Source organism: Edaphobacter flagellatus, assembly GCF_025264665.1.
GTDB lineage: Bacteria > Acidobacteriota > Terriglobia > Terriglobales > Acidobacteriaceae > Edaphobacter > Edaphobacter flagellatus.
Genome location: NZ_CP073697.1, coordinates 159,363 through 184,567, shown reverse-complemented (window position 1 = coordinate 184,567; position 25,205 = coordinate 159,363). Strand labels below are relative to the sequence as shown.

At 55.4% G+C, this 25,205-nt stretch carries 20 protein-coding genes; 8 read left to right on the top strand and 12 right to left on the bottom strand.

Annotated elements, in window-relative coordinates; translation table 11 throughout:
- Positions 1-21 precede the first annotated feature (21 nt).
- On the top strand, positions 22-2,751 hold the full coding sequence (locus KFE13_RS00735) for a PD-(D/E)XK nuclease family protein (protein ID WP_260705219.1): 2,730 nt from the start codon (positions 22-24) through the stop codon (positions 2,749-2,751).
- Positions 2,717-6,343, top strand: a complete 3,627-nt coding sequence (locus tag KFE13_RS00730; protein WP_260705218.1) for a UvrD-helicase domain-containing protein — start codon at positions 2,717-2,719, stop codon at positions 6,341-6,343. Before KFE13_RS00735 ends, KFE13_RS00730 begins: the two co-directional genes overlap by 35 nt.
- Before the next feature lie 2 nt (positions 6,344-6,345).
- Here KFE13_RS00730 and phoU read toward each other — a convergent pair whose 3' ends face one another.
- The 7 genes from phoU to KFE13_RS00695 form a co-directional block, all read right to left on the bottom strand.
- Positions 6,346-7,008, bottom strand: coding sequence for a phosphate signaling complex protein PhoU (phoU, locus tag KFE13_RS00725; protein ID WP_260705217.1), 663 nt, complete (start codon positions 7,006-7,008; stop codon positions 6,346-6,348).
- On the bottom strand, positions 7,008-7,766 hold the full coding sequence (pstB, locus tag KFE13_RS00720) for a phosphate ABC transporter ATP-binding protein PstB (protein WP_260705216.1): 759 nt from the start codon (positions 7,764-7,766) through the stop codon (positions 7,008-7,010). The genes phoU and pstB overlap by 1 nt, the downstream gene beginning before the upstream one ends.
- Entirely contained in the window at positions 7,766-8,674 is a 909-nt protein-coding gene (gene pstA / locus KFE13_RS00715; RefSeq protein ID WP_260705215.1) for a phosphate ABC transporter permease PstA, read from the bottom strand. The genes pstB and pstA overlap by 1 nt, the downstream gene beginning before the upstream one ends.
- Before the next feature lies 1 nt (position 8,675).
- Positions 8,676-9,560 (bottom strand): phosphate ABC transporter permease subunit PstC, encoded by an 885-nt coding sequence (gene pstC / locus KFE13_RS00710; RefSeq protein ID WP_260705214.1) that lies wholly within the window; start codon positions 9,558-9,560, stop codon positions 8,676-8,678.
- A gap of 307 nt (positions 9,561-9,867) precedes the next feature.
- The gene (gene pstS / locus KFE13_RS00705; protein ID WP_313900666.1) at positions 9,868-10,836 is read right to left on the bottom strand and encodes a phosphate ABC transporter substrate-binding protein PstS; all 969 of its coding nucleotides are present in this window, start codon (positions 10,834-10,836) and stop codon (positions 9,868-9,870) included.
- 146 nt (positions 10,837-10,982) lie between these two features.
- Positions 10,983-12,353 (bottom strand): sensor histidine kinase, encoded by a 1,371-nt coding sequence (locus KFE13_RS00700; protein WP_260705212.1) that lies wholly within the window; start codon positions 12,351-12,353, stop codon positions 10,983-10,985.
- A 9-nt stretch (positions 12,354-12,362) separates the two neighbouring features.
- Positions 12,363-13,073 carry a winged helix-turn-helix domain-containing protein gene (locus tag KFE13_RS00695; protein WP_260705211.1) on the bottom strand — a complete coding sequence of 237 codons (711 nt, stop codon included), beginning with the start codon at positions 13,071-13,073 and terminating at the stop codon, positions 12,363-12,365.
- Between the two features lie 174 nt (positions 13,074-13,247).
- Here KFE13_RS00695 and KFE13_RS00690 point away from each other — a divergent pair, with 174 nt between their 5' ends.
- Complete coding sequence (locus KFE13_RS00690) at positions 13,248-13,622, top strand: response regulator (RefSeq protein ID WP_260705210.1); 375 nt, start codon at positions 13,248-13,250, stop codon at positions 13,620-13,622.
- A 15-nt stretch (positions 13,623-13,637) separates the two neighbouring features.
- Complete coding sequence (locus tag KFE13_RS00685; protein ID WP_260705209.1) at positions 13,638-15,440, top strand: CHASE3 domain-containing protein; 1,803 nt, start codon at positions 13,638-13,640, stop codon at positions 15,438-15,440.
- A 5-nt stretch (positions 15,441-15,445) separates the two neighbouring features.
- Here the strand turns inward: KFE13_RS00685 and ypfJ are convergent, their stop codons facing one another.
- Positions 15,446-16,315 carry a KPN_02809 family neutral zinc metallopeptidase gene (ypfJ, locus tag KFE13_RS00680; protein WP_260705208.1) on the bottom strand — a complete coding sequence of 290 codons (870 nt, stop codon included), beginning with the start codon at positions 16,313-16,315 and terminating at the stop codon, positions 15,446-15,448.
- A 208-nt stretch (positions 16,316-16,523) separates the two neighbouring features.
- Between ypfJ and KFE13_RS00675 the strand changes: the two genes are divergently transcribed.
- The gene (locus KFE13_RS00675; protein ID WP_260705207.1) at positions 16,524-18,128 is read left to right on the top strand and encodes an ArnT family glycosyltransferase; all 1,605 of its coding nucleotides are present in this window, start codon (positions 16,524-16,526) and stop codon (positions 18,126-18,128) included.
- A 24-nt stretch (positions 18,129-18,152) separates the two neighbouring features.
- Positions 18,153-19,538 carry an APC family permease gene (locus tag KFE13_RS00670; RefSeq protein WP_260705206.1) on the top strand — a complete coding sequence of 462 codons (1,386 nt, stop codon included), beginning with the start codon at positions 18,153-18,155 and terminating at the stop codon, positions 19,536-19,538.
- 260 nt (positions 19,539-19,798) lie between these two features.
- On the opposite strand, the gene glgA is transcribed toward KFE13_RS00670, so the two are convergent.
- A complete protein-coding gene (gene glgA / locus KFE13_RS00665; protein WP_260705205.1) occupies positions 19,799-21,247 on the bottom strand; it encodes a glycogen synthase GlgA in 1,449 nt (482 codons plus the stop codon).
- Between the two features lie 79 nt (positions 21,248-21,326).
- Here glgA and rsmA point away from each other — a divergent pair, with 79 nt between their 5' ends.
- A complete protein-coding gene (rsmA, locus tag KFE13_RS00660) occupies positions 21,327-22,124 on the top strand; it encodes a 16S rRNA (adenine(1518)-N(6)/adenine(1519)-N(6))-dimethyltransferase RsmA (RefSeq protein WP_260705204.1) in 798 nt (265 codons plus the stop codon).
- A 4-nt stretch (positions 22,125-22,128) separates the two neighbouring features.
- On the opposite strand, the gene KFE13_RS00655 is transcribed toward rsmA, so the two are convergent.
- The 3 genes from KFE13_RS00655 to KFE13_RS00645 all read right to left on the bottom strand — a co-directional run bounded on the left by KFE13_RS00655 (position 22,129) and on the right by KFE13_RS00645 (position 24,144).
- Positions 22,129-22,806 (bottom strand): hypothetical protein, encoded by a 678-nt coding sequence (locus KFE13_RS00655; protein WP_260705203.1) that lies wholly within the window; start codon positions 22,804-22,806, stop codon positions 22,129-22,131.
- Positions 22,803-23,312, bottom strand: coding sequence for a crossover junction endodeoxyribonuclease RuvC (gene ruvC, locus KFE13_RS00650; RefSeq protein ID WP_260705202.1), 510 nt, complete (start codon positions 23,310-23,312; stop codon positions 22,803-22,805). The genes KFE13_RS00655 and ruvC overlap by 4 nt, the downstream gene beginning before the upstream one ends.
- Positions 23,313-23,373: 61 nt before the next feature.
- The gene (locus tag KFE13_RS00645; protein ID WP_260705201.1) at positions 23,374-24,144 is read right to left on the bottom strand and encodes a thiazole synthase; all 771 of its coding nucleotides are present in this window, start codon (positions 24,142-24,144) and stop codon (positions 23,374-23,376) included.
- A gap of 363 nt (positions 24,145-24,507) precedes the next feature.
- On the opposite strand from KFE13_RS00645, the gene KFE13_RS00640 reads away from it, so the two are divergent.
- Entirely contained in the window at positions 24,508-25,173 is a 666-nt protein-coding gene (locus KFE13_RS00640) for a metal-dependent transcriptional regulator (RefSeq protein WP_260705200.1), read from the top strand.
- The last annotated feature ends 32 nt before the right edge of the window (positions 25,174-25,205 follow it).

The window sequence follows — 25,205 nt, the reverse complement described above, 5'->3', positions numbered from 1 at the left end:
GTTCGGCGTATAACCGGATATATGGATCAGGTCCAAAATCTGGTGGAACTCCCGCGGGCGGTTATCGACGCATTGGACGGTGGGGCTACCGTGATCACCAGTAACCAGAGAACAGCCCGCACACTGCGGCGAGCCTTTGATCGTCGCAATCGGGAGATGGGTCTTGAGAGCTGGCAGCCCGCCTCCGTCTTTGCCTGGGAGACGTGGACTGCCACACTATGGAACGGCCTTCTTCTGGATGGTCATGTTTCTGATCTGCTATTGAGCCGTAGCCAGGAACACGTGGTCTGGCGCTCTATTATCTCTGCCGATCCTGAGATGAGGAACACATTGCGGTCGGTCGATTCGCTCGCCGATTTAGCACAGGATGCCTGGCGTCTGCTGGGGCAGTACAACGCAGGAAAAAGATTTCAAGGTGCTGCGGGGAGTGCCGAGTCGGCGACATTCCTGCGTTGGGCCTCAGAGTTCGACCGGCGATGCCGCAACCAGCAATGGATGTCATCCGCTTTGCTCGAAGCTCGCCTGCAGAAGCTAGCAGCACAGCTTCGTCTGTCTTCAAAGGTCGCTCTGCTTGGATTTGATGACATGCTGCCGTCTCGTGCGATGCTCATTGAAAGTATCCGTGCAAATGGAGTTGAGCTACAGCAGCTGGACCTATCGCAGCCAGCTGATGAGCGCTTGCTGGTGTGTGCTGAGGATGATGAGCAGGAGCTGAAGCTTGTAGCCCGTTGGGCACGACAGCAGATGCAGCGTTCTGCAAACTCACGAATTGCTGTTATCGTTCCCTCTCTTGAAGAAAGACGCAACAAGATCAATCGCGTTTTTCGTGAAACATTAGCTCCGGAGATGCAGAATATCTCCGTTGAAAATCATGCGACTCCTTTTGAATTTTCTCTCGGCGTAAAACTCTCTGAAACCCCTTTAGTGCGAGTCGCACTCGATCTACTCCGATGGACAAAGGCTCCTCTTCCCCTCGAACGCGTCAGCGCATTGTTAGTATCACCTCTGTTCGCGATGATCGATGCGGAAGGCGACGCGCGTGCGATCTTTGACGCGTTTGTGTTGCGAAAGGCGCGCTTCTTGCGTCCAGAGATATCGCTTGCGGCATTCACTAAAGAGATCGCACGATATAGACATAGATCGCGACTCCTACATCTTTTTGGAGTCTTGCAGGCACTTCAAGAAGCTGCAGATCGATATGCAGTTGCAGCCTCTGTGCGTAGTTATGCCGAATGGTCGGAAGCTATCCATAATCTTCTTCGCGCAGGAGGTTGGGGGCGAGGTAGTCAGGAAGACTCTATCGAATTCCAGACGCGCAGACGATGGGAGAAGGCACTGGATGAACTTGCGACGTTGGACTTCGAAGGCCAGCGTGTGAAATTCGACTCGGCTCTTGCATTACTTGAAAAAATCCTGCAACAGATCCTGTTCGCGCCCGAATCAAAAGAAGCTCCGGTTCAGATCATGGGGCCACTTGAAGCCGCAGGCAGCCGTTTTGATGCTATCTGGTTTTTAGGAGCAGGCGATCTTACGTGGCCTGCAAGATCGACGGCCAATCCTCTCTTACCGTGGCACCTGCAGGTTGATTTGGGTATGCCCGGCACGATTGCCACGGAAGATGATCGACGCGCATGCCTTATTGCAGAACGAATGATGGCGAGCGCATCTATGATCGTCTTTAGCTATGCGGAAATGACAGCAGCTGGAAAGCAAAGACCTACTCCAGCCATTGAAAGCCTGCCATTATCAAAGGCCGATGCAATGACGTTGGCCATCACGAATGAACCGGCGGCACCGGTTGATTTGGAAGAGTTCTATGACGAGATGCCTCTTCCCACCGCACCTGATATGCGGATTCAAGGAGGGGCCGACATTCTTCGTCTTCAGGCTGCGTGCGGGTTTCGTGCCTTTGCGGAGCGCAGATTGTGGTCAACAGATCTAAAGAATGTCGAGATGGGAATGGATGCCGCTGAACGTGGCAACGTTGTTCACAAGACACTCGAACACTTCTGGAACGAAGTTCAGACCCAAAGTGAATTGAAGAGGATGAGCACCGAGCAGCGCAATGCAGCATTAGACAGGGCGATCAAGCATGGCCTTCGCAAAGCGGTTGAACTGAGCGAGCAGGAATGGGATACCGCTTACGTGGAAGTGCAACGGCAACGTCTTTGGACATTGCTCCTGCCCTGGATCGAACTTGAACTGAAGCGAGTTCCGTTTGACGTGAAGTTGAGCGAAAAAGAGCTTAAAGATGTACACATCGGCCCCTTGCGCTTAAGCGTACGCGTCGACAGAGTGGATGCATGCGAAGAAGGCGACATCATCATCGACTACAAGACGGGAGCGGCGCGAACCGCTGACTGGCAAAGCGAGCGGCCGGATGCTCCCCAGCTACCCCTCTATGCAGTTTTAGCCAATACTTTACAGCCTGAAACTCCGTTGGCAGATGTGGCATTTGCTCGTATGCGCCCGGGCCGAGACATGGCGCTTGATGGATTCAAAGAAAAAATTACGCTCGAAGGTTCAAGGACGACTACGAGGCGCTTCTCTCTGGATGCGCAGCTGGGTGAATGGCGAAAGGTACTTACCGATCTCGCTGAAGCTTTCCATCGAGGAGATGCTCGAGTCGATCCAAAGGTCTTCCCGCTAACCTGTAATTACTGTTCACAACGAACTCTTTGCCGGCTTGATCCGGCAGCATTTGATGAGGAGCTAGATGACGAAGCGGCGATCGATACAGGGAATGGGTGAGCTTTTCGTCTTTGGCAAAGAGGAGACCGTTTCCGAACAGAAGTCATCCTCCACACCGGATGGTGAAGAACGAACTCGGGCTCTTGAAACAACACGATCATGGATTGTCGAGGCTCCGGCGGGCTCAGGCAAAACCGGACTCCTGATACAGCGTTACCTCAAACTTCTGGGCCAGCCCGAAGTAGAGCAGCCCGAACAAGTGCTTGCCATTACCTTCACCATTAAAGCGGCCGGCGAGATCCGGGAGCGTATCGTTCAATGGCTTGAACGAGCAGCCAATGAGCCCGTTCCCACTGCAGGCGATTTTGAAGTAACAACCTACCAGCTAGCCGCAGCTGCGCTAAAGCGCGACCAACAACTTACCTGGGGTATCTTGAGACATCCCAGGCGACTTAATATCCGCACCATCGATTCCGTCTGCTCGGAGATCACGCGCAGCCTTCCTGTCCTGTCTGGTAGTAGCGGACTCAAACCCGTAGAAAACGCCTCTACGTTGCATCGCCTTGCTGCAGAGAGGACGATGATGCAGCTTGGTAGCCAAGACCACAGGCTCAACGAAGCATTGACGCTCGTCTTGCTGCATCGCGATGGGAATCTTTTACAGTGCAGAGATCTGCTTGCCGAGATGCTTGCGGTTCGAGATCAGTGGGGCAGATTAATTCCGCTGGACAGGGACAACCTGGAAGATTCCGTTCTAGATGCCGAGGTCTTGCCACAATTGGAAGCCTCTCTGTCCAGACCAATCTGCGCCGAGCTTGCGCGCCTGCAACATCTGTTCCCTGCGCACATGCTCGATGAACTCTCAGGACTTGCAGCCGAAATGGGATATCGGGACGGCTATGATGGATTAGCTTCGCCCATCGCTGTCTGCGCGGGAAGATCAAACTCTCCAAAAGCTACTGCAGATGCGCTGGAGCATTGGAAGGCACTCGCTCACCTTTTGGTTAAAAAGAGTGGCGGTTGGCGATCAGGATTCAACCGAAATCATGTTGGATTCGACATCGATCGGAAACAAGTCGGACGTTTGAAAGAGATCGTTTCATCCTTGCAAAGCGATGCCACACTGCTGGCTGCATTAGAAGACACGATAGCTCTTCCTCCAGCAAAATACCCCGTTGAACAATGGAAGGTGGCGAAAGCTCTGTTCCGGATTCTGCACCATGCTCTCGCGGAGCTTCAACTTGTTTTTGCAGAGCGTGGCGAGTGCGACTTTACGGAACTTGGCCTGCTGGCGCGATCCGCGCTCAACCACAACAGCGGAGTGGTCGATATTGCAGCAGGAGCAAAGTTGCAGCATTTGCTTGTCGATGAAATGCAGGATACGTCTACAAGCCAGTACGAGTTGATACAGCTTCTTACCGAAGGCTGGGATGGACGTAGTCAAACAGTCTTTTTAGTAGGCGATCCAAAGCAATCCATCTATTTATTCCGACAGGCCCGCGTAGAGCGTTTTATCCGCACGATGATGGATAACCACATCGGTGATCTGACACTAGACCCGCTGAAGCTTACAGCAAACTTTCGTTCACAGCCAGAGTTAGTGCATTCGTTCAATTCCGCGTTTTCCAAGCTGTTTCCCAGCGAAATACAAATGGATCGCCCCGAAGAAGCCCCCTACGTCGCTGCGCATGCAATACGCGAGCACCAGACGATGGCCGCATCCAGCACTGTGTGGCATCCGCAGGTTGTAACTTCTGGATTGTCAACCGATGAGCGCCGAATTTACCGCCGGAGGCTCGCAAGATCTGAAGCACAAACAGTTCGCAGCATTATTGAACAGTGGCGAGCCAGGCCTTTGCCAAATGGACGCACGGAGCCATGGAAGATTGCCGTTCTTGTGCGAAATCGAAGCCATCTGACGCATATTGTCTCTGCACTAAAACAAGACACAGGCTCTGGGCCGCTCCCTTTTCGTGCGATTGATATTGAGCCGTTGGGAGAACGTCCTGAGGTTTTGGATTTGTATGCTCTCACTCGCGCCCTGCTTCACCCTGCTGACCGCGTAGCGTGGCTTTCACTTTTGCGTGCGCCATGGTGTGGCCTGGAACTTGCGCAACTACACCTGCTGTGCGGAGCAGATGATGCCGCATGGTCCGAATCGACAGTTCCTCAGCTCATCATCGAACGCGGGCATGAGTTGAATGAAGGCAGCATCATGCTATTGCAACGTATTTGGCCAGTTCTCGTCTCCGCTTTGAGACAGCGATCACGCATTCCTCTTTCAGAGCTTGTGGAACGCACATGGCGTTCTCTTGGTGGGGATACATACCTGGTCAGCGAAGAAAAAGATAATGCCCGACAGTACTTCGCACTGCTGGATGAACTGGAACAGCAAAATGCTGTCATTGATCTAGCTCTTTTGAAACAAAGATTGAACCGGCTTTATGCCGCAGCCTCTTCATCAAGAGAGGCTGTCGATCTATTGACCATCCACGGATCCAAAGGCCTGGAATGGGATGTTGTCCTATTGCCCGGTATAGAAAAAACGAATCGCTCGAATCGCGGCCGGCTTTTGATCTGGGATGAATTCAACTCACCAGATGAACAAGGCTCACAGATTATTCTTGCCCCCATTGTAGGAAAAGGGCGCGATTCGGAGGCTCTCAACGAATGGTTGAAGCGGATACATCGCAGACGCGAGGCAGCCGAGTGCAAACGCTTGTTCTATGTCGCATGCACTCGCGCACGTGAAGAACTTCATTTGTTTGCCGCACCTGAGAGAAGGAGCGATCAGTCAATCCAGCTGAAGCCAGGAAGCCTGCTTGAAGCAGCATGGCCAGCTGCAGAAGAACATTTCGTTGATAGTAATATTTCGTCCAAACCTCTGATCGCTCCTATTTTCACTCTTCAGGAGATACCATCGGACCTTATTCTCCCCTCTCTTGCTGCTGAAGGCGAGGAGTATCGCAGGCAGACGCTCTTGCGTCTACCGCTCAACCTTCCGTTGCCAAGCCTCCCTCAAATCACGAAGCAGCCACAAATCGACAGGGGGGCGCCGCTCATCCGGTTCGAAAGACCTGAAGGCTCATTTGAGTCACGCGCTTGCGGAAATGTCATTCATGCCTTTATTGAGTTGCTTGCACAGCGGCTCCTCCTTGGCACCTCTGAGGAAGCTCTTCACGCGGAGATCACGACATGGCAACCCCGAATACTGACATTACTCCGGAATTATGGACTGTCCTCTGCAACGGCCGCGCGCCTTGCAGCACAGGCGCAACACGCACTGAAGGCAACACTTGAAGACGAGCACGGTCTGTGGATTCTCGGGCCACGCCATATGGCTGCAAGTGAATATGCGCTAATGACGGCGGATGAAAATCACGCGGGCATGCGATTCGATCGCATCTTTTATGCTGGTGACGCTCCACTGTCTGAAGGTGACGATTTTCTCTGGATCGTGGACTTCAAAACCACACCATACACTCGATCGGCATTGGATGGCTTTCTGGAGCGTGAACGAGATAAGTACGCACCACAAATGGCAGCGTACGCCAGCGCCATGCAAAATATCCGCAAAGGGAGCGGACTTCGACTTGGGCTCTACTATCCGATGCTGTCAAAGTTCATCTGGTGGGAACACGCTACGAAATAAGCTTATTGAACGGGCGCATGATGACGAACATCCGCGCCACGAACCCAGAAGATCACATCCTCGGCAATATTGGTAGCATGATCCCCGACCCGCTCCAAATTGCGAGCAATGATCAGCGCATTAAGTGATTGAGGGGTCAATTCCGGCTTCTCTTTGATGAGTGAACTCAATGCGGTATAGGCAGCATCGTTCATCTCGTCGACCTGGTCATCCATCTGAAAGACAGAATCCGCCATCTCGGCATTTCCTTCGATGAACGCCTGAAGAGCTTTGCGCACCATCGCAAGCGAGAGCGATGCTAACTTCGGAATATCTACGGGAAGGTCGATGTGAGCGTAAGATTCCATCTCGCGCACACGAACCGCAATATTAACTGCCTGATCTCCCACGCGCTCAAGATCAGCGTTGATACGAATCACCGCAAGAATAAAGCGGAGGTCGATTGCCATTGGCTGCTCCATCGCCAAAAGGTCGAGCGCCATCTGATCAATCTCTCGCTCCAGCCTGTTGATTGCAGGCTCTGAGCGAAATACGAGCTCGCAAAAACTCAGATCGCGTGTTCGGTAGGCTTCTACCGAACGCTGGATGGCTTGTTCGGCCATTCCAGCCATAATCAGCAATCGTTCTTTTAGCTCGTCGAGGCTCTGGTGAAATTTGACCCGCATCAGCCAAACCTCCCCGTGATGTAATCCTCCGTACGTTTGTCGCTGGGGTTGGTAAATATCTTATGCGTCGAGTCAAATTCAACGAGCTTACCGTTCAGGAAGAAGCCCGTATTCTCAGCCACACGCGCTGCCTGCTGCATGTTGTGTGTGACGATAACGATCGTGTACTGGCTCTTGAGTTGGAAGATCAAGTCCTCAATCTTTGAGGTTGAGACTGGGTCGAGTGCGGACGCAGGCTCGTCCATCAGCAAAACTTCGGGGTCGACTGCGAGGGCTCTCGCGATGCACATACGCTGCTGTTGACCACCCGAGAGCGATGCTCCGGATTTCTTTTTGAGGTCATCTTTCACCTCTTCCCACAAGGCGGCCTGCTTCAGCGAACGCTCTACCGTCTCATCAAGAATGCGGCGATTACGGAATCCATTGAGCTTCAGGCCGCTGATGACGTTGTCATAAATCGACATGGTAGGAAACGGATTAGGCCGCTGAAAGACCATGCCAACGCGACGGCGAATCTCAACGGGAGACGCCTCGCGATAGATATCGATGTCGCCCATTTTGACGATACCCGTAGCGCGTGCGATCGGGTTCGTCTCATGCATGCGGTTCAAGCAACGGACGAAGGTCGACTTGCCACAGCCTGACGGGCCGATCAGTGCCGTAGCATGATTGGCCGGGATGTGCAGGTTGATGTCCTGCAACGTATGCGTAGAACCATACCAGGCGTTCAGATCTTCAACTTGAATGCCAACTCCCACTAGCTTCCTCCCTTGAGTACGCCACGGTTGGCAAAGATTCGGACGAGCGTGACGGAAACCATAATCAATCCAATAAGAACTAAAGCACCTGCCCAGGCCAGTCGATGCCACTCATCGTAGGGGCCGGTGGCGTAAACATAAATTTGAAGTGGCAGTGCGGCGATAGGCTCATTCAGCTTCACGCTCCAGAACTGATTCCCTAGAGCAGTGAATAACAGAGGAGCAGTTTCACCAGCGACACGCGCAAAGGCCAACATGCAGCCCGTGATAATGCCGGGAGATGCCGTGCGGAGGCTTACCGACAAAACAGTTCGCCATTTCGGCACGCCCAACCCAAGAGTTGCTTCGCGAATAGCATGCGGGACGGTAGCCAACATCTCTTCCGTTGTTCGCGTGACCGTTGGAATCATCATAATAGCCAACGCGACACCACCGGCAAACGCAGAGAAGTGTCTTCCCTGCACCAGCAGAGCGAAGACGGAGATACCCATCACGATGGATGGCACGCCATTGAGTACATCAGCAGTGAAACGGATGGCGTTGGCAAAAAAGGTGCCCTGGCCGAACTCGGCAAGATAAACGCCCGCAGCGATACCAATGGGGATTCCCATGATGCTGGCGAGAGTGAGAATGATGGCGGAGCCGACAATCGAATTCGCCATGCCACCGCCCTCTTCGCCAACTGGAGCGGGCACATGCGTAAAGAAAGCAAGATTGAGCGAGCTTGCGCCCTTGTAAACCAGGTAGAAAAGAATGACCGCGAGTGGGAGCAGCACGATCACCGTCGCCAGAATAGCCAATGCCGTAACAGCATAGTTCGTAAAGGTGCGGCGGCTATGATTCAGCCGCATCGACTTCGAATCGAAGTCGATGTGCCTTGGCAAATTATTGAGGGGCTGCGTACTCATTTTAGGAAGCCCTTCCTGGCGCGCCGCGCGTTACGGCCCAGACCATCAGGCGAGCAATCGCGTTGACCACAATCGTCACCAAAAAGAGCGCCAGACCGATCTCGATCAGTGCACTCAGGTATATGTCGCTTGTTGCTTCGGAGAACTCGTTCGCGATCACGCTGGCCAGCGTATAGCCCGGCGCAAAAAGACTTTTGTTGATCTCCGGGTGATTGCCGATCACCATTGCGACTGCCATGGTCTCGCCCAGTGCACGGCCTAATCCGAGCATGACCGCACCGACAATACCGATTCGCGAGTTACGAAGAACCCCAATGCGAATCATCTCCCAACGCGTTGCCCCTAAAGCAAGCACCGCCTCGCGCTGAGAGTTTGGAACGGCAGTCATAATGTCGCGCGTCAATGACGAGATGATAGGCAGAACCATAATTGCCAGAATGATGCTTGCCGTCAGCAGGCCGACGCCAAAGTTCGCTCCGTCAAAGAATCCCGTCCAGCCGAGCGTCTTCACCAAAAATGGTCCCAGTACATCGCGCATCAGGGGAACCAGCACAAAGACGGCCCACAGGCCATACACCACACTCGGAATGGCAGCCAGCAACTCAGTAAGAAACGAGATCGGCGCCCGCAGAGGTTGGGGACACAATTCTGTAAGAAAGATTGCAACTCCCATCGCCAGCGGAACAGCGATGAGGAGCGCCAGGAACGATGTCATCAGCGTGCCGTAGATAAACGGCAACGCTCCAAAGTCCCCTGAAACCGGGTCCCAGGCCTGTCTGGTAAAAAACTTCCAGCCAAAAGCATGCAGACTAAGCTGCGACCGGAGGATCAGGATGATGAAGATAAAGAGGACGATGACAAAAATGCTGCAGGCACACACCAGCATCAAGGCCGCAAAACCTGAATCGGCCCATCTGCCGCTGCCTCGCGAATTTAGGAAGGAGCGTATCGGAGAGGTTGAAGCAGATGCTGGCGAAGAGTTGGATGGCGGCACAGGCGCAGGAACATCCGCCAGTCGAGGTAAGACTGTTTGTGGTACACCGTGCTCTTGTTTAATACTCATTCGACTCTGGGAAGATCGGTGCTGGATGACGACAAAGTGATTGTATCCGGCAGGAATGCTCTGTGTATCTGGATAAGACAGATTCGCCGTATGGCTTTAGGAGTTTCTGATAGCCATACGGCGAATCGTGTTATTTGATCTGCGCGACGGTCTTGCGAACCATATCCTGCACCTGCTTGGGCAGCGGAGCATAGCTAAGGCCAGAAGCCTCGCTCTCGCCATGGTCAAGCATCCAGGTCAGGAAATTCTTCAATGCAGCAGTCTTCGAAGCATCTGTCGAATGCGTAGGAATCAGCAACCATGTGAAGCTGGAGATCGGATAGGAAGCCGCTCCCGGTGCATTGGTAATTGAGACACGATAGTCGGCAGGCATCGCCTTCGAAGCAGCAGCGGCCGCAGTAACACCGTCCGTTGATGCCTTAACATACTTACCGGCCGCGTTTTTCACTGCGCCAAAGGCCATCTTATTCTGCAACGCGTAGATCAACTCGACATAGCCGAAAGAGTAGGGAGACTGACGCACCATGCCGGCAATTCCCTCGTTGCCCTTCTGTCCAATACCTGTCGGCCACTTGACCGAAGCATTTCTCCCCACTTTACTAAGCCACTCCGGGCTTACCTTCGAAAGATAGTCGGTGAAAATGAAGGTTGTGCCGCTGCCCTCCGAGCGATACACGGGAAGAACAGGCTTATCCGGCAGAGTCACTCCGGGGTTGTCCTTTGCAATACGAGGGTCGTTCCACTTCGTAATCTTGCCGAGATAGATATCAGCAATGACATCTCCGGAGAAATTCAAATCCTTATTTACACCCGGCAGGTTATAGACCGGCACAACAGCACCAAGCACCGTTGGAATAGGCTGAACTTTAACTTTAGCTGCAGCGATCTGCTCGTCCGTCATCGTGACATCGGCTGCACCGAAGTCAACTGTCCCTTCGGTCACCTGACGGATTCCACCGCCGGAACCGATGGACTGATAGTTGATCTTTACGCCGCCATTCTGTTGGCTGAACTCGTTAAACCACTTTGAATAGATCGGATACGGGAAGGTCGCTCCCGCACCATTCAGGGTCTGGGCGCTTGCCCCGATCGTGGCCAAGGCTAATACGCCTGCTACTAAAATGTTCCGCTTCACACTTCCCCCTCGCAAATTACGAGTGCCAAATTTTACTTCGACACCCGTATTTAGTGTGACGATGAATTATTAATGGATCGTTACATCTGAATAAAACAGTGAAAAACAAACTAGATACCGGCCACCTGGACCTTCGGTAACGTGAAAAGAAACGTACTGCCGGCATTCAATTCACTCTCAGCACGTATGCTTCCACCCTGAACCTGGACCACGTGTTTAGCGATGGCCAGACCCAGTCCCGTACCACCAGACTCGCGCGAGCGAGCCTTGTCCACTCGATAGAACCGCTCAAAGATTCGCCCCAGATGTTCTGAGGCAATTCCTTGTCCAAAATCTTTTACGCTGAACTCTACCGCGTTCTCCGGGGCTGCAACTTCCCGAGCGCTGACGACGACGCGACTTCTGCCCATCCCGGTCGATTTGCCGTATTTAATTCCGTTCTCGATCAGATTGCTTAGGACCTGAACAATGGAGTCCTGATCGGCAAAAACTTCGCACTTTGTTGTTGGACCAATCTCCAGCACGGCCTCTTCGTCCTGGACCAGCCCCCGCATCGCTTGAACTGCATCCCGTACAAGCGTATCGGCCGCTATCGGAGCCGGGTGCAACTCCTGCTCCGAAGACTCAACACGAGCCATCACCAGCAGATCCTCGGTCAGGCGGTTCATGCGGGTCGCATTTTTGTGGATCGTCGTCAAAAACTCGCGAGCCTGTGGACTCAGGCCGCTCTCATGATCCAGCAGCGTTTCGACATAACCTGTAATCGAGGTCAGCGGAGTCCGCAACTCATGGCTGACATTCGCAACAAACTCGCGCTGCGTGCGCTCCACCTGCTCGATCCGAGTGATGTCATGCAGAACGACGACAGCGCCTCCACCCGGCATAGGAGAAGCTGCGACCTCAAAGATGCGTCCAGGCAGTAGCGATGTCGAACGGCGTTCACTTACTGTGCGTTCCTCCAGTGCCACGCGCACGCACTCGAGTACTTCAGGATCGCGAATCGTCTGCACCAGCGAGTGCCCCACGCGGATAGCCCTGCCTGTATAGTTCACGGGGATCAGCTTCTCCATCAGCTGATTGGTCCACTGGATGCGCCCGGCCTGATCGACCGCAACGACGGCGTCCTGCATGCTGTCGATCATCGCTTCGAGTTCGCGGCGACTCTCGGCTGTACTATTCAAAACCCGCTCGACATGCTTTGAAGCAAGTGAAATCGACCGCGCCAGCCCATCAAAGTCCGTGAAATCGGGTGTTAGCTGCCCGACCGGTTTTTCGGCAATTGCTGATGTTGCAGCTTCCAGCGGAGCGATGCTGCGGCGCACCGAGCGCGAAAGAAGAAAGGCATTCAGAGCTGCCCACAAGAGAACGAGAACTGCTCCCAGAATCCAGCCCTTCGGGCTAAACCAGACCCTCATCAAAGCGACAAAGGCCAGCGCAATCGTCATCCTCAGAAAGAATGAAAAAAACAGACCACGCGTCACGAATGACCTCTATGCCGGAACCTGAGCCGCCTTTGGAATCTCGAACCGGTAACCGGCCCCGCGCATAGTCTTAAGATAGCGCGGTGTCTCTGCGTCGTCTTCAATCTTCTCGCGAATACGGCGCACATACACATCAACAGAACGCGGGGTAACAAACCGGGCATCTCCCCATACGGCATCCAGAAGATGGTCGCGGCTAAAGACACGTCCTGGATGACGCGCCAGATAATCCAGCAAACGGAACTCCGTCGCTGTCGTCGTCACCAGCTCTCCACGCACACGAAGCTGCATCGCTCCGGCATCAATCTCAATATCCTCAAAACGAATAACAGATGGCACGGTGGGCCGCTCGAAGCGGCGAAGCACTGCCTTCACACGTGCCAGCAACTCGCGTGTACCGAACGGCTTGGTAATGTAGTCGTCCGCGCCGAGCTCAAGGCCATGTACGCGATCACTTTCGGCAGCACGTGCCGTAAGGAAGATAATAGGAACCACACTCAGAACCGGGTTCTGCCTCAGCCTGCGGCACAGATCCAACCCGTCTCCACCGGGAACCATGATGTCCAACAGGAACAAGGCCGGCGGCTGCCGTTCTGCGTCTGAAAGTATCTGGCCAGGCGAAAGGTAGGCCCGAACGGTAAATCCAGCACTTTCCAGGTGATACTGCACCAGCCGAGAGATATCGGCATCGTCTTCCAGTACAAAGATCGTCTGATTCAAAGAGTTTGACCTCGATTGAGTACGCGTATCCGTCTCCTCAGCTTAGCCCATACGGCAACTATTCTTTGCAAATGTACGATGAATCGTTAACTCTGGCCGCAATGGCGGCACCTACGTATACTGACAAGAGTAACCTGCAGTACCTGCTGGCCTTCTGCTCAAGTTTGAACGACTATGACACAGACCTCGCACCTTATTCTTTGCGTGGATGACGAACTCATCGGGCTCAGGGTCCGCAAAGTTCTGCTGGAGCGCGCCGGCTATCGGGTCATTACGGCCATGGATGGCGCCTCGGGCCTGCGCCTGTTTGAAAGCGAACCCGTAGAAGCTGTCGTGCTCGACTACTCCATGCCGGGGATGCATGGAGGAGAGGTCGCCAGCCGCATGCGACAGATTAAGCCGGATGTCCCCATTCTTTTGCTCTCAGCCTATCTTGGTCTTCCTCCAGAGGTTACCTCTCTGGTGAATCTCTATATGACCAAGGGCGAAGGCGCGCCTGTGCTTTTACATAAGCTTGAAACCTTGTTCCAACCCTTGAATACTCCCTAAGCCTGCAGAGGCGCCGTGAATCTAGCCCAATTCAATCGAATTCTTCAGCAGGCTCTTCTCCTCCCGGTTATCGCGTTGCTTCTCACTGCTGCCGCTCTCTATTGGCAGATGCGCTCGGCGAACGAGACCGTAGGAATTATCCAGACAACCGACGCAAGAATCTCCCAGGTAACGCTGGTCGCGAAGCTCATCGTGGATGAGGAATCCGCTCTCAGAGGTTATGAGACAACCGGAGACGACCGGTTTCTACAGCCCTTTAATGACGCCGGGAACAGGCTGCCTGCAGAGTTCGATAAACTGGCCAATCTTACTGGGGGCGACCCCCAACAGCAGTACAGCCTCGATGATCTGCGCAACGAACACCAGACCTGGCGCGATGCCTTTGCCCTGCCCATCATCGCTCTCGTAAAAGCCGGTGGGCACACCAGCGACGTCGACCTGAATCTCTACGGCAAGAGCTTGATGGATCAGACGCGTCTGGATATCGACTCCATTACACGGCACGCTGAATCCAAACGAAGCGATCGAATCGCTCAATGGCAACGCCAGGTCCGCAACATGGTCGAAGCCCTGGTCGCGATTGCTCTAGGGATGGGCGTGCTTATCGGGCTCTTTATGCGAAGCCGCCTTCACGCGGTTTCTTCGGCTTACAGCAACTCTCTTGAGATCCTCAGCAAGCGCGCCGAAGAGATCTATCAATCGGAACAGCGCTTGAGAACAACGCTCGATTCGATTGGTGACGGCGTCATTACCTGCGACGCGAACGGCCGCATCCAGATGATGAATCCTGTCGCCTCGGGGCTTACTGGATGGTCACCGACGGAGGCGACCGGTTTGCCGCTGGAAGACATCCTCCACATCGTGAATGAGCACACGGGCGAACGAGTCGAAACCCCGGTTGCCAAGGTGATGCGTTTAAACAGCGTCGTTGGCCTTGCTGGTCAGACCGCTCTTATTCGCAAGGATTCCAGCCAGATCCTGATTGCAGACAGCGCAGCTCCAGTCCGTGACCAGACCGGCGAGACCGTGGGAATCGTCATGGTCTTTCGCGATATCACACTTGAACGCCGCACGCAGGAAGCTCTGCTGGCGAATGAAAAACTGGCTGTCGCCGGACGTCTTGCAGCAACCATCGCACACGAGATTCACAACCCACTCGACTCGGTTTCGAATCTTCTCTACCTGATGCGAAACGGCGTTACGGAAGAGGAGTCGAAACAGTTTATCGACATGGCTGAGCGCGAGCTTGCGCGTGTGACGCATATAAGCCGCGCAATGCTTGGGCTCTATCGTGAATCCAAGGCTCCGGTGACGATCGATCTTAAAGAGATGCTTGAAGAGGTACTTCTCCTGATGGAGCATCGATTTAACGATCTGGGCGTCACGGTTTATGCCAATATTCCTCAACCAATCGAGGTCGATGCCTTCCCTGCCGAGCTTCGTCAGGTCTTCACGAATCTGATCACGAATGCAGCCGAAGCTGCCGGCTCCGGTGGAGAAGTCCGCGTAAACGCATCACCCATGCCGGCAGGATTCAACAATGCAGGTCACAAGATGCCTCCCGGAGCGTTGATTATCGTTGCGGACAATGGCAGCGGCATCTCCGACGAAGTGCGTCCGCATCTCTTTCAACCCTTCTTCACCACAAAGGGTGAGCGTGGGACCGGACTCGGCCTCTGGGTCAGCCAGGGCATCATTCAAAAGCACGGCGGAACGATTGATATCGCCAGCGATACCGGCGAATCTGCTCACGGAACGGTAGTCAGCGTCTTCCTGGCAGAAAAACCAACCATCAACACCAATCCAGCAATGAACTAAGCGCTTTAGTAGCTGCTGCCCGATCCGTTGCTTTGGAAGGTATTGCAGGCGCTCACTTCTCCCTGCTGCAGCCCGCGCATAAACCAGCTCTGACGCTGCGCGGACGTTCCATGAGTGAACGTTTCAGGACTTACTGCGCCGCGCGACATCTTCTGGATGTGGTCATCGCCAACGGCAGCAGCGGCACTCAATCCTGCCTGAACATCGGCCTGATCAATTTTTCCGCGTGCAGCGGCAGAATGGCCCCAGATACCGGCAAAGCAGTCTGCCTGCAGTTCCAGACGCACGGAAAGTGGGTTCTGCTGCGATGGATTTTGCGACGAAAGCTGACGCACCTGCCGTTCGATGCCGAGGATGTTTTGCACGTGATGGCCCAGCTCGTGCGCAAGTACATAGGCCTGCGCAAAATCAGCTGTGCTTCCTCCGATGCGACGCAACTCGTCCCAGAAACCCAGATCGATATAAACCTTCTCATCTGCCGGGCAATAGAATGGCCCTGTCTGCGATTGCGCAACGCCACAACCCGATTGCGTATAGTCGCGGAAGAGAACCAGCTTGGCATGACGGTATTGCTTCCCTGTTTGCTCAGGCAGCGTTTTTTCCCACATCTGCTGCACATCATCGAGAACATACGACACCAGCTGTGCCGAGTGATCTTCTGCTGGAGATGCATTTACGGGACGATTGTTCGAAGAGGTCGAGACAGCTCCGCCGCCCGCCAGATAACTTCCGATGTAGTTGCGGCCAGTGATCAGACTGATGACCAGCAAAAAAATGATGCCTACGATACCAAGTCCACCACCGCCGAATCCGCCGCCCGAGGAGCCGCGTCGGTCCTCTACATCACTGCTCATTCCACCCGGTGTCCAGTCCATCGCTCACTCCTGAAACATGCTCTGAAATCGTGGCCCTTGTCTGCTGTTGTCAGTTATCGGAGAATCGCTACATCTGTTCCTGAACTCTCAGCATGTCTGTCATCGAGAGCCAGCAATTCGTTATCCAAACCCCACAATCATAAATCACGGAACGAGACCGGTTCGCAATCGTATTAGATAACACGCCTTTCTACGGGAGATAGCCTCGATGCCGAGCACAGCTACAGCAAGAACGACGGTCGTACACTCGTCCGACCCAACGCTTCATGCTGCCATTCGCCTAAGCCTATTGTTCGCAGTCATCAAATTTGTCTTCCATATCGCGACCAACCTGTGGGAAGCACACATTGGTTATGGGTACTTCCGCGACGAGTTCTACTACCTCGCGTGCGGACGTCATCTTGCCTGGGGATACGTCGATCATGGTCCTATTGTTGCCGTGCAGGCCCGAATTGCCGAAACGCTCTTCGGACACTCTCTTGCCGGAATCCGCCTGCTTTCTGCGCTTGCCGGCGCCGTGAGAGTCTTCCTTACCGGATTGCTTGCCTGGTCGCTCGGAGGACGCCGTCCCGCGCAGGCGCTCGCAATGATTGGCATCCTCCTCGTGCCGCAATACCTCGGCCTCGATAGCTTCCTGTCGATGAACTCCTTCGAATCGATGTTTTGGATGGGGTGCGTGCTTGCGCTCATCTTCCTGCTGCGCGGCGCAGATGAGGCTCGATGCTGGATAGCTTTTGGCCTCTGCGGCGGGCTTGGTCTTCTCAACAAGCCATCGATGACATTCTTTCTTGTCGCGCTGCTGCTGGGACTTCTGCTTACGCCACAGCGAAGGATACTTTTTTCTCGCTGGGCTGCGTTGGGAATTGCACTGCTCATCCTTATCGCTCTGCCGAACCTGATCTGGCAGATCCACAACCATTGGCCCACGCTTGAGTTCCTTCATAACGGTCGAGCCCATAACAAGAACATTAAGCTTGGCCCGATTGCCTTTCTTGGAAAACAAATATTCAACATGCAGCCAGCAACGATCTTCCTGTGGATACCTGGGCTTATCTGGCTGTTCCGTAATCCGCAGGGCAAGACCTGCAGATGGCTCGGATATACCTACGTCATCTTCGTCATGATCATGATGGGGCTCTACGCCAAGGACTATTACGTTTCTCCTATCTATCCGTACCTGTACGCAGCGGGAGCTATCGCGTGGGAGCGGCGTTTTGCTTCGCGGGCAGCAGTTGCTCGTGACAGCATCATCGCCTTTCCGATCTATGAAGCAACTCTGGTGCTGCTCGGCATAATTGTGCTTCCCTTGTCGATTCCAGTTCTGAAACCTGACACCTGGCTCGCCTATACCAAGGCGACACATCTCTATGACGCGAACGGCAATACCGAGACCGATTCCAGCGGCGTGCTGCCACAGTTCTATGCCGACCGCTTCGGCTGGCAGGAAGAGGTCGATCAGGTCACTCGCATCTATCAATCACTTTCTCCTGAGGACCAGCGCAGAGTTGGCATTCTTTGCTCGAATTATGGCGAGGCGGGAGCAATCAATTTCCTTGGTCACGACCTTCCTGTTGCTGTCAGCGGACACAATAACTACTGGATCTGGGGCTCGCACGGCTACACGGGCGAGTTGATGATCGTTATCAACGGTGCGACGCCGGAGGAAATGCGTGAATACTATGATTCGGTCGAGGTTGCCGGCCGCATGAATCATCCGCTCTCGATGCCGTTTGAGAGACGGAATATCTACCTGGTGCGCGGCAGAAAGAAAAACCTTACGCAGGACTGGGAGAGTCTGAAATTCTACTTCTGATAGCTGCTGGCTTTGAGGGCGAGTGTGCTAATCTCCCTCCAACCCATGCAGCAAACCCAGTCTGAGCTACCTCGCGTTCTTAACGCCTCGCACGCTACGTCCATTGTTGTCGGCATCATCATCGGCAGCGGCATCTTTCTTGTTCCGCGCGAGATGATGGCTGCGGTCGGCTCGTCCGGGATGGTCTACACCGTGTGGATCGTCGGTGGACTGCTGTCGCTGTTCGGGGCGATGACGTATGCCGAGATCGCGGCGCAGTATCCGAAGTACGGTGGCGAGTACGCCTTTCTGCGCGAGGCGTATGGCGATCTGACTGGTTTCCTCTATATGTGGACCTGGATCACCATCGCGAAGCCTGCGTCGATTGCAACCATCGCAGCGGGACTGGCTCGCGTGCTGGCGACGTTTCCTGCCTTCAGTTTTCTGACGCAGCCTGTGTTTGCGCATCTGCTGTGGAGTCAGATCTTCGCCATTGCGACGACCTGGCTGATTACGGGACTCAATATTCTTGGGACGCGTAAGTCGGGCAATGTTCAGCTTGCGCTGACGTGGCTGAAGATTCTGCTGATCGTCGTCATTGCCTGCGTCTGCTTTGGAGCAGCGGGCAGCCGAGGCGACTGGCACAATTTTGCGACCGAGTTTACGGGCGCTCGGGGTGGATTTTCCGGCTTCATGATTGCGCTGATCGCAGCATTGTGGGCTTACGACGGCTGGAGCGACGTGACGCAGATGGCCGGCGAGATTCAGAAGCCGCAGCGCAGCCTGCCGCTTGCGCTGATCGGTGGCGTTGCGATCGTCGGTGGGTTGTATATGCTGACGAACGCTGCCATTCAGTATGTGATGCCTGCGGCGGCGATTGCGGGAGCGGATCGTCCGGCTGCCGATGCCCTGCGACTGATCGTCGGGAGCTGGGGCTCGGGACTGGTCTCGCTCGGCATGGCGGTGAGCATCTGCGCGACGTTTGTGGGCTCGTCGCTGTCGGGCGCTCGTGTTCCGTTCGCGGCCTCGCATGATGGATTGTTCTTCAAACAGCTGGCTTATGTTCATCCGCGATTTCATACGCCTTCGACCGCGCTGATTCTGCAGGCTGCTCTGAGCTCGCTGCTGCTACTGGCGATTGGACGCTTCCAGGCGTTGTTCTCGCTCGCGATCTTCGCGGAGTGGTTCTTTTATGCACTGACGGCAAGCACGGTCTTTGTCTTTCGCAGGCGCTCGCCCCATGCGGAGCGGCCTTACAGCGTCTGGGGCTATCCGGTGCTTCCGCTGCTGTTTATCCTGTCAGCCGTGGTGCTGCTGGTCTTCTCGTTTGCAGATCAACCGCGGAACTCGATCCTTGGTACAGCGATTATTCTGCTGGGTATTCCGCTGCACTATCTCTTTCAGCGAAGGCAGCGAGCAGCAGCGGGGTGACCCCTCCCCCCGGCATCTTTTCCTCAACGCCCACAAGATCAATGATTTATACGATTTGCACAGGGTAAAATATTGAATTTATGAAGGTTAGCATTAAAAATATAGATTCTAAAAGAGATAGGCCCCGTCAAACTGCGGGGCCTATCTCTTTCACTGTTTTTAAGTTTAGCAAATGGGCGAGGGCCAATGCGCACTTTTTAGGAGCTTTATTTCATTTAGATTGTGCAGTTTACAAAATTGGGGGCTTGACAGAATTTCGGTCAGGTCCGGTTCTTTACGATCCGTTCGTAGACCTGAACATACTCCTGGGCGGGTTTCTGCCAGGAGAAGTCTTCCTCCATGGCGCGTTGCATCATGGCCTTCCAGATTTTCTTATCGCGGAAGATGGTGAGAGCGCGGCGGATGGCGTCAAAGAAGTCCTCCGGATCGTATCCCCAGAACTTGAAGCCGGTGCCTCCGCCGTCGGGACGCTCGTCGATGGAGTCCTGCAGGCCGCCGGTGGCGCGGACGACGGGGATGGTGCCGTACTTGAGGCTGTAGATCTGGTTGAGGCCGCCGGGCTCGTAGCGCGAAGGCATGAGAAAGATGTCGGCCCCCGCCTCGATCTTGTGCGCGACGACGTTGTCGAACCTGACCTGGACGCGGACCTTGTCGGGATAGCGCTCGGCCATCTCGGTCAACAGACGCTCGTAGTATTCCTCCCCATTGCCCAGCATGACGAGGACGATGTCTTCCTGAACGAGGCGGTCCATAATGCTGGTGATGAAGTCGATTCCCTTCTGGGTGGCGAAGCGCGAGACGAGGCCGAGGACAGCCGTGTTGTCACTGACATTTTCGAACCGGAAGGCATGCAGCAGATCGCGACGGCACTCCTTTTTACCGTCGAGTTTCTTTGCGGTGTAGTGCGCGGCGATATGCGGATCGGTTGCAGGGTTCCATTCGCTGTAGTCTGCTCCATTGAGGATGCCGAAGAGATCACCGGCACGCTTTTTGAGCACGTCTTCGAGTCCGTTGCCGAACTCCGGAGTCTGGATCTCCTGCGCGTAGGTGCGGCTTACGGTAGTGATGGCGTCGGCGTACACGATGCCACCCTTGAGAAAATTGAGCTTGTCGTACTGCTCGAGCTTGTCGAGGGTAAACATGTCCCACGGCATGAGCAGCGTCTCGATGGTGCGCGGCGGAAACCAGCCCTGATATCCGGCGTTGTGGATGGTGAGCAGGGACGGAACATGGCGCAGGACAGGATCGAAGTAATAGATGGAGCGAAGCATGGCAGCGAGCATGGCCGTTTGCCAGTCGTGAACGTGGTAGACGTCGGGGATGCCGATGATCTTGCTAGCTTCGAGGATGGCACGGCAGAGGGTGCCGAAGCGTTCGGCGTTATCGGGATAGTCGCCAGATGGAGTGGCGTAGAAGCTTTCGCGGTCGAAGAGTTCCGGCACATCGACGAAGTACATCTGAACACCATCGGTGACACCGCCATCGAGGATGCGCGCGAAGCGGTTGTAGTACGGAAAAGGAACGGTCACGCTGGGTAGTACGACCGGAGGCGTAGGCACCATTTTGGCGACCTGTCTGTAATAGGGCAGATAAACCTGAACCTTGTGGCCCATTTTGACCAGGGTTTTCGGTAGAGCGCTGACCACGTCGGCCAGGCCACCGGTCTTCGCCCATGGAGCGCACTCGGATGCCGCAAAAACTATATGCATTCGTCTCCCTCATCCTTCATAGACAAAACGTTAGTCTATACAAAGAGATGCACGAAACTGGAAAAGCGTACCACACGGCGTGAAACGTAAACCAAAACTTGGACAGAACTTTCTTGTAGACGATCGCGCAAGGCACGCCATTGTGGATGCTTTGGGCGATGTGAGCCAGCGCACGGTGATCGAGATCGGCCCGGGCAAAGGTGCGATTACCGAGATTCTTGCAGGGCGATGCGCACGCCTGATCGCGCTGGAGCTGGACCGTGAACTGGCTCCGGCGTTGGCGCAGCGCTTTGCAGGCCAGCCGCAGGTGCAGATCGTCGAGGCGGATGTGCTTAAGACGGACCTGAGCACGCTGATTCCTACGGGCGAGACAGCGGATGTAATCGGGAATCTTCCCTACTACATTACGTCGGACATTCTGCTGAAGCTGTTTGATGCGGGAGTGGCCGGATTGCTGGATCGCGCTGTGGTCATGATGCAGCGTGAGGTTGCGGACCGGGTCGCAGCATCGCCGGGAGTTAGAGACTACGGATTGCTCTCGGCCACGGCGCAGATGCATGCGCGCATCGACAACCTGTTTACGCTGCCGCCGGGCTCATTTTCTCCTCCGCCTGAGGTTTATTCCACCGTACTGCGCTTCGAGTTTGCACCACGCTTTGAAGCGTTGAATGTAGACGCTGCGGGATTTGACCGATTTCTGAAGCAGAGCTTTGCGCAGAAGCGGAAGACGCTGGAAAACAATCTGCGAGCAGCAGGATATACGCAGAGTGAGCTGAGCGGACGCTGGCCAGCGGGGATTGCACGGCAGGCGCGGGCGGAGTCGCTTGAGCTGGAAGAGATGGCAACGCTGTATCACGCGTTGCGTGGAGAGGCGTAGGCCGCTAGTTCGTCTCGCCGGTCTGATTCAGCAGCTTGACGGCCTTCTCGCGAACACGCTCCATGAGCGCTTCGTCGTTGGCGATGGAGGTAAGCGACTGGCGGATGTTGCCGAGCTCGAGTGCGCGTTTCTCCTGTACTTCGTGGTTGAGCGTATCCATCTCGGAGTAAAGGCCGAGACGGTCGAAGCGGTGCATGAAGTCGAGCTTGCGACCTTCGTCCATGGTGAAGGCTATGGCCTGAAACAGGTCGGTGAGCTGTGCGATGCCCTTGTTCTCGGAGTAGTTGTAGAGGCAGGAGCCGTGGCCGTCGGCACCGGTGTAGGTGAGTGTCTTTTTACCGGTGTCTGCAATGTTCTTCGCTTTGGAGGCGCATTCGATGTTGAAGAAGTTGAGCGAGCGCGCTGTCTTAAAGATCGTCTCCGTGGTTGCGGCGGTGAGATGGATGGGGCGATCGATGGGCTGACCTGGCGAGGCGGAGCGCATGGTGCCTCCACTGATGGATGCGGTCTCACCTTTGTAGGTGCCGGTTCCGTCTTCGCGGACGGTGAGGGTGAACTTCGGGACGGGCAGGCCGGGGCGGTCGAACTGGAAGCTGACCTCTGGCTGCGATGCTGGCGCGGCGGTCTGTGTGAAGGCGGGTGCAGCCGCCACGGCAAGCAGCAGCGCCAGCGCGAATCTCATCGTCCTGCGCCTTGTAGCGCGAGCGTTTGCGCGGAGTGGATGTGGCAGATGGCGATGGCCAGAGCGTCGGCAGCATCGGGCGATTCAGGGGCCTGGTCGAGCTCGAGCAGACGCGTCACCATGAACTGGACCTGCTCCTTGGCGGCGAGGCCGTAGCCGACGACGGAGCTTTTGATCTTGAGCGGGGCGTATTCGACGACGGGCAGGCCAGAGGTTGCGGCTGCGAGCAGGGCGACACCGCGGACCTGTCCGAGCTTGAGGGCAGACTTGGCGTTGGCGGAGAAGAAGACTTCTTCGATGGCGACGACGTCGGGATGGTAAAGCGACATCATGGCGGTCAGCTCTGTGTAGATCTGGGCGAGCCGCTGCGGCGTCTTGTCTTTTTTGCTGAGCCGGATGGTTCCGGCGGCGCAATGGACGAGGCGTGGCATACGGGCGGTGAGATCGTGTTCCACGACACCGTAGCCGGTGAACTCAGTGCCACAGTCGATGCCAAAGACCCGCATGGGCGAAGTGTAATTCATTTCGCAGCAACGTTCGGCTGGCAAGTTTGAGTCGTGTGCGGGGCTATCGCGAGATTCCCTCGAGCGGCGAGCTGGCGGTTGCGTAGAGCTTCCGCGGCATACGTCCGGCAAGATAGGCCTGGCGTCCGGCAAGCACGGCATGCTGCATGGCCTCTGCCATCAGCAAGGGGTCCTTCGCCTGCGCGATGGCGGTGTTCATCAGGACGCCGTCGAAGCCGAGCTCCATGGCGACGGTTGCGTCGGAGGCGGTGCCGACGCCCGCGTCGACGATAAGCGGGACCTCGGTAATCATCTCGCGCAGGATGCGCAGATTGGCGGTGTTCTGCAGGCCAAGACCGCTGCCGATGGGGGCTCCGAGAGGCATGACGGCCGCGGCACCGGCGTCGATGAGTCGCTTGGCAAACACAATGTCATCAGAGGTATAGGGGAGGACTGTAAAGCCTTCCTTTACCAGTACGCGGGTAGCCTCAAGCGTTGCTTGAATATCGGGATAGAGCGTTGCCTGGTCGCCGATGACCTCGATCTTGACCCAGTCGGAGAGGCCCACCTCGCGGCCGAGACGGGCGGCGCGGATCGCTTCTTCTGCGGTGTAACAACCTGCGGTATTCGGCAGCAGAAAGTAGCGGCGCGGATCGATGAAGTCCAACAGGGATTCGGTGGAGCGGTCGAGGTTCACGCGGCGGACGGCGACGGTGACCATCTCCGCACCGGAGGCCTCGATCGCAGCCTGGGTCTGCGGGCCGTCCTCGTACTTCCCGGTTCCAACGATGAGTCGTGACTGAAAGGCTTTGCCGGCAATTACCAGAGGTGTCATGCAGACCATTCTAAAACCAAATGTGAACGGCCCGCGCTCGTGGGAGCAGCGGGCCGTATGGCGGTGAACTGTTGAGATTGACCTGAGGCGTCCTTGCTCGGACTTGGCCTCGGCGGGAATATGTTCAGCGTATCACTGAAGATCGCCAGGACTTGAGAGCAGGACGCTCCTAAGCCTCAGTCACCTCACGTGTGTTGATGCAACTGGTACTTTCAGATTTCATAGGCTGGATCATCCTCCTTTCCCGTGTAGCGAAAGAGTACGCCCGCGTCGCTGGAGACGCAAGTGGCGGCTTCCAACGCATTCGGGACGGCTGCGATTAGCTATAGTTAATCTGATTTTGTTAGTTTTGGCGCGATTCGAATGAAGAATGCAATTACGGTTTCGAAGGAAGATTATCTCAAGGCGATTCTGGAGGCGGAGTGCGAGGGGCAGCATGTGATCTCCGCTACGCTAGCGCACTGGCTGGCCGTATCGCCACCTGCCGTGACGATGGCCCTGAAGCGCCTGAAGCGCGATGGCTATGTGCTGGTCAAGAATGACGGGACAATCCATCTCTCTGCCATGGGCAAGGAGACGGCCTACCGGACAGCTCTGCGGCATCATCTGATCGAACGCATGCTGTCAGAGATCTTCGGCATGGAGTGGTACCAGGTTCATGATGAAGCGGAGCGCCTGGAGCATGCCGTCTCTCCCGCGTTTGAGGCGAAGCTGATTGAGAAGCTGGGCGAGAAAGGAACCTGCCCGCATGGCAACGCGGTGTTGCCGGATAGTCCGGCACGCAGAAAGAAGCGCGGGCTGGTTTCCCTTGCCGAGGCCGAGGAGAAGACGGCCTATATCGTCTCCAGTCTTTACGAGCGCGACCCCAAACTGCTCCTGTTTCTGCACAAGCTGGGCATCGGACCGCAGGCCCCGGTTCGCCTGGTCACGAAGAACTATGACGAGACTGTTACGGTCGAAACGCGGACCGGTGTTGCCACGCTTGGCAAGCCAGCCGCGGAGAGGGTCTGGGTTCAGGCGAAACGATAGCCCCGGAGACAGGGTTAACCGCAGTTAACTTG

Bases quoted from the DNA above. Each gene is read 5' to 3' on its own strand.
- pstA (WP_260705215.1), bottom strand. From the start codon at position 8,674: ATGAGTACGCAGCCCCTCAATAATTTGCCAAGGCACATCGACTTCGAT.
- phoU (WP_260705217.1), bottom strand. From the start codon at position 7,008: ATGCGGGTCAAATTTCACCAGAGCCTCGACGAGCTAAAAGAACGATTG.
- pstC (WP_260705214.1), bottom strand. From the start codon at position 9,560: ATGCTGGTGTGTGCCTGCAGCATTTTTGTCATCGTCCTCTTTATCTTC.
- KFE13_RS00645 (WP_260705201.1), bottom strand. From the start codon at position 24,144: ATGACACCTCTGGTAATTGCCGGCAAAGCCTTTCAGTCACGACTCATC.
- KFE13_RS00655 (WP_260705203.1), bottom strand. From the start codon at position 22,806: ATGAGATTCGCGCTGGCGCTGCTGCTTGCCGTGGCGGCTGCACCCGCC.
- KFE13_RS00640 (WP_260705200.1), top strand. From the start codon at position 24,508: ATGAAGAATGCAATTACGGTTTCGAAGGAAGATTATCTCAAGGCGATT.
- glgA (WP_260705205.1), bottom strand. From the start codon at position 21,247: ATGCATATAGTTTTTGCGGCATCCGAGTGCGCTCCATGGGCGAAGACC.
- KFE13_RS00675 (WP_260705207.1), top strand. From the start codon at position 16,524: ATGCCGAGCACAGCTACAGCAAGAACGACGGTCGTACACTCGTCCGAC.
- ruvC (WP_260705202.1), bottom strand. From the start codon at position 23,312: ATGCGGGTCTTTGGCATCGACTGTGGCACTGAGTTCACCGGCTACGGT.
- KFE13_RS00730 (WP_260705218.1), top strand. From the start codon at position 2,717: ATGACGAAGCGGCGATCGATACAGGGAATGGGTGAGCTTTTCGTCTTT.
- ypfJ (WP_260705208.1), bottom strand. From the start codon at position 16,315: ATGGACTGGACACCGGGTGGAATGAGCAGTGATGTAGAGGACCGACGC.
- KFE13_RS00690 (WP_260705210.1), top strand. From the start codon at position 13,248: ATGACACAGACCTCGCACCTTATTCTTTGCGTGGATGACGAACTCATC.
- KFE13_RS00735 (WP_260705219.1), top strand. From the start codon at position 22: ATGGATCAGGTCCAAAATCTGGTGGAACTCCCGCGGGCGGTTATCGAC.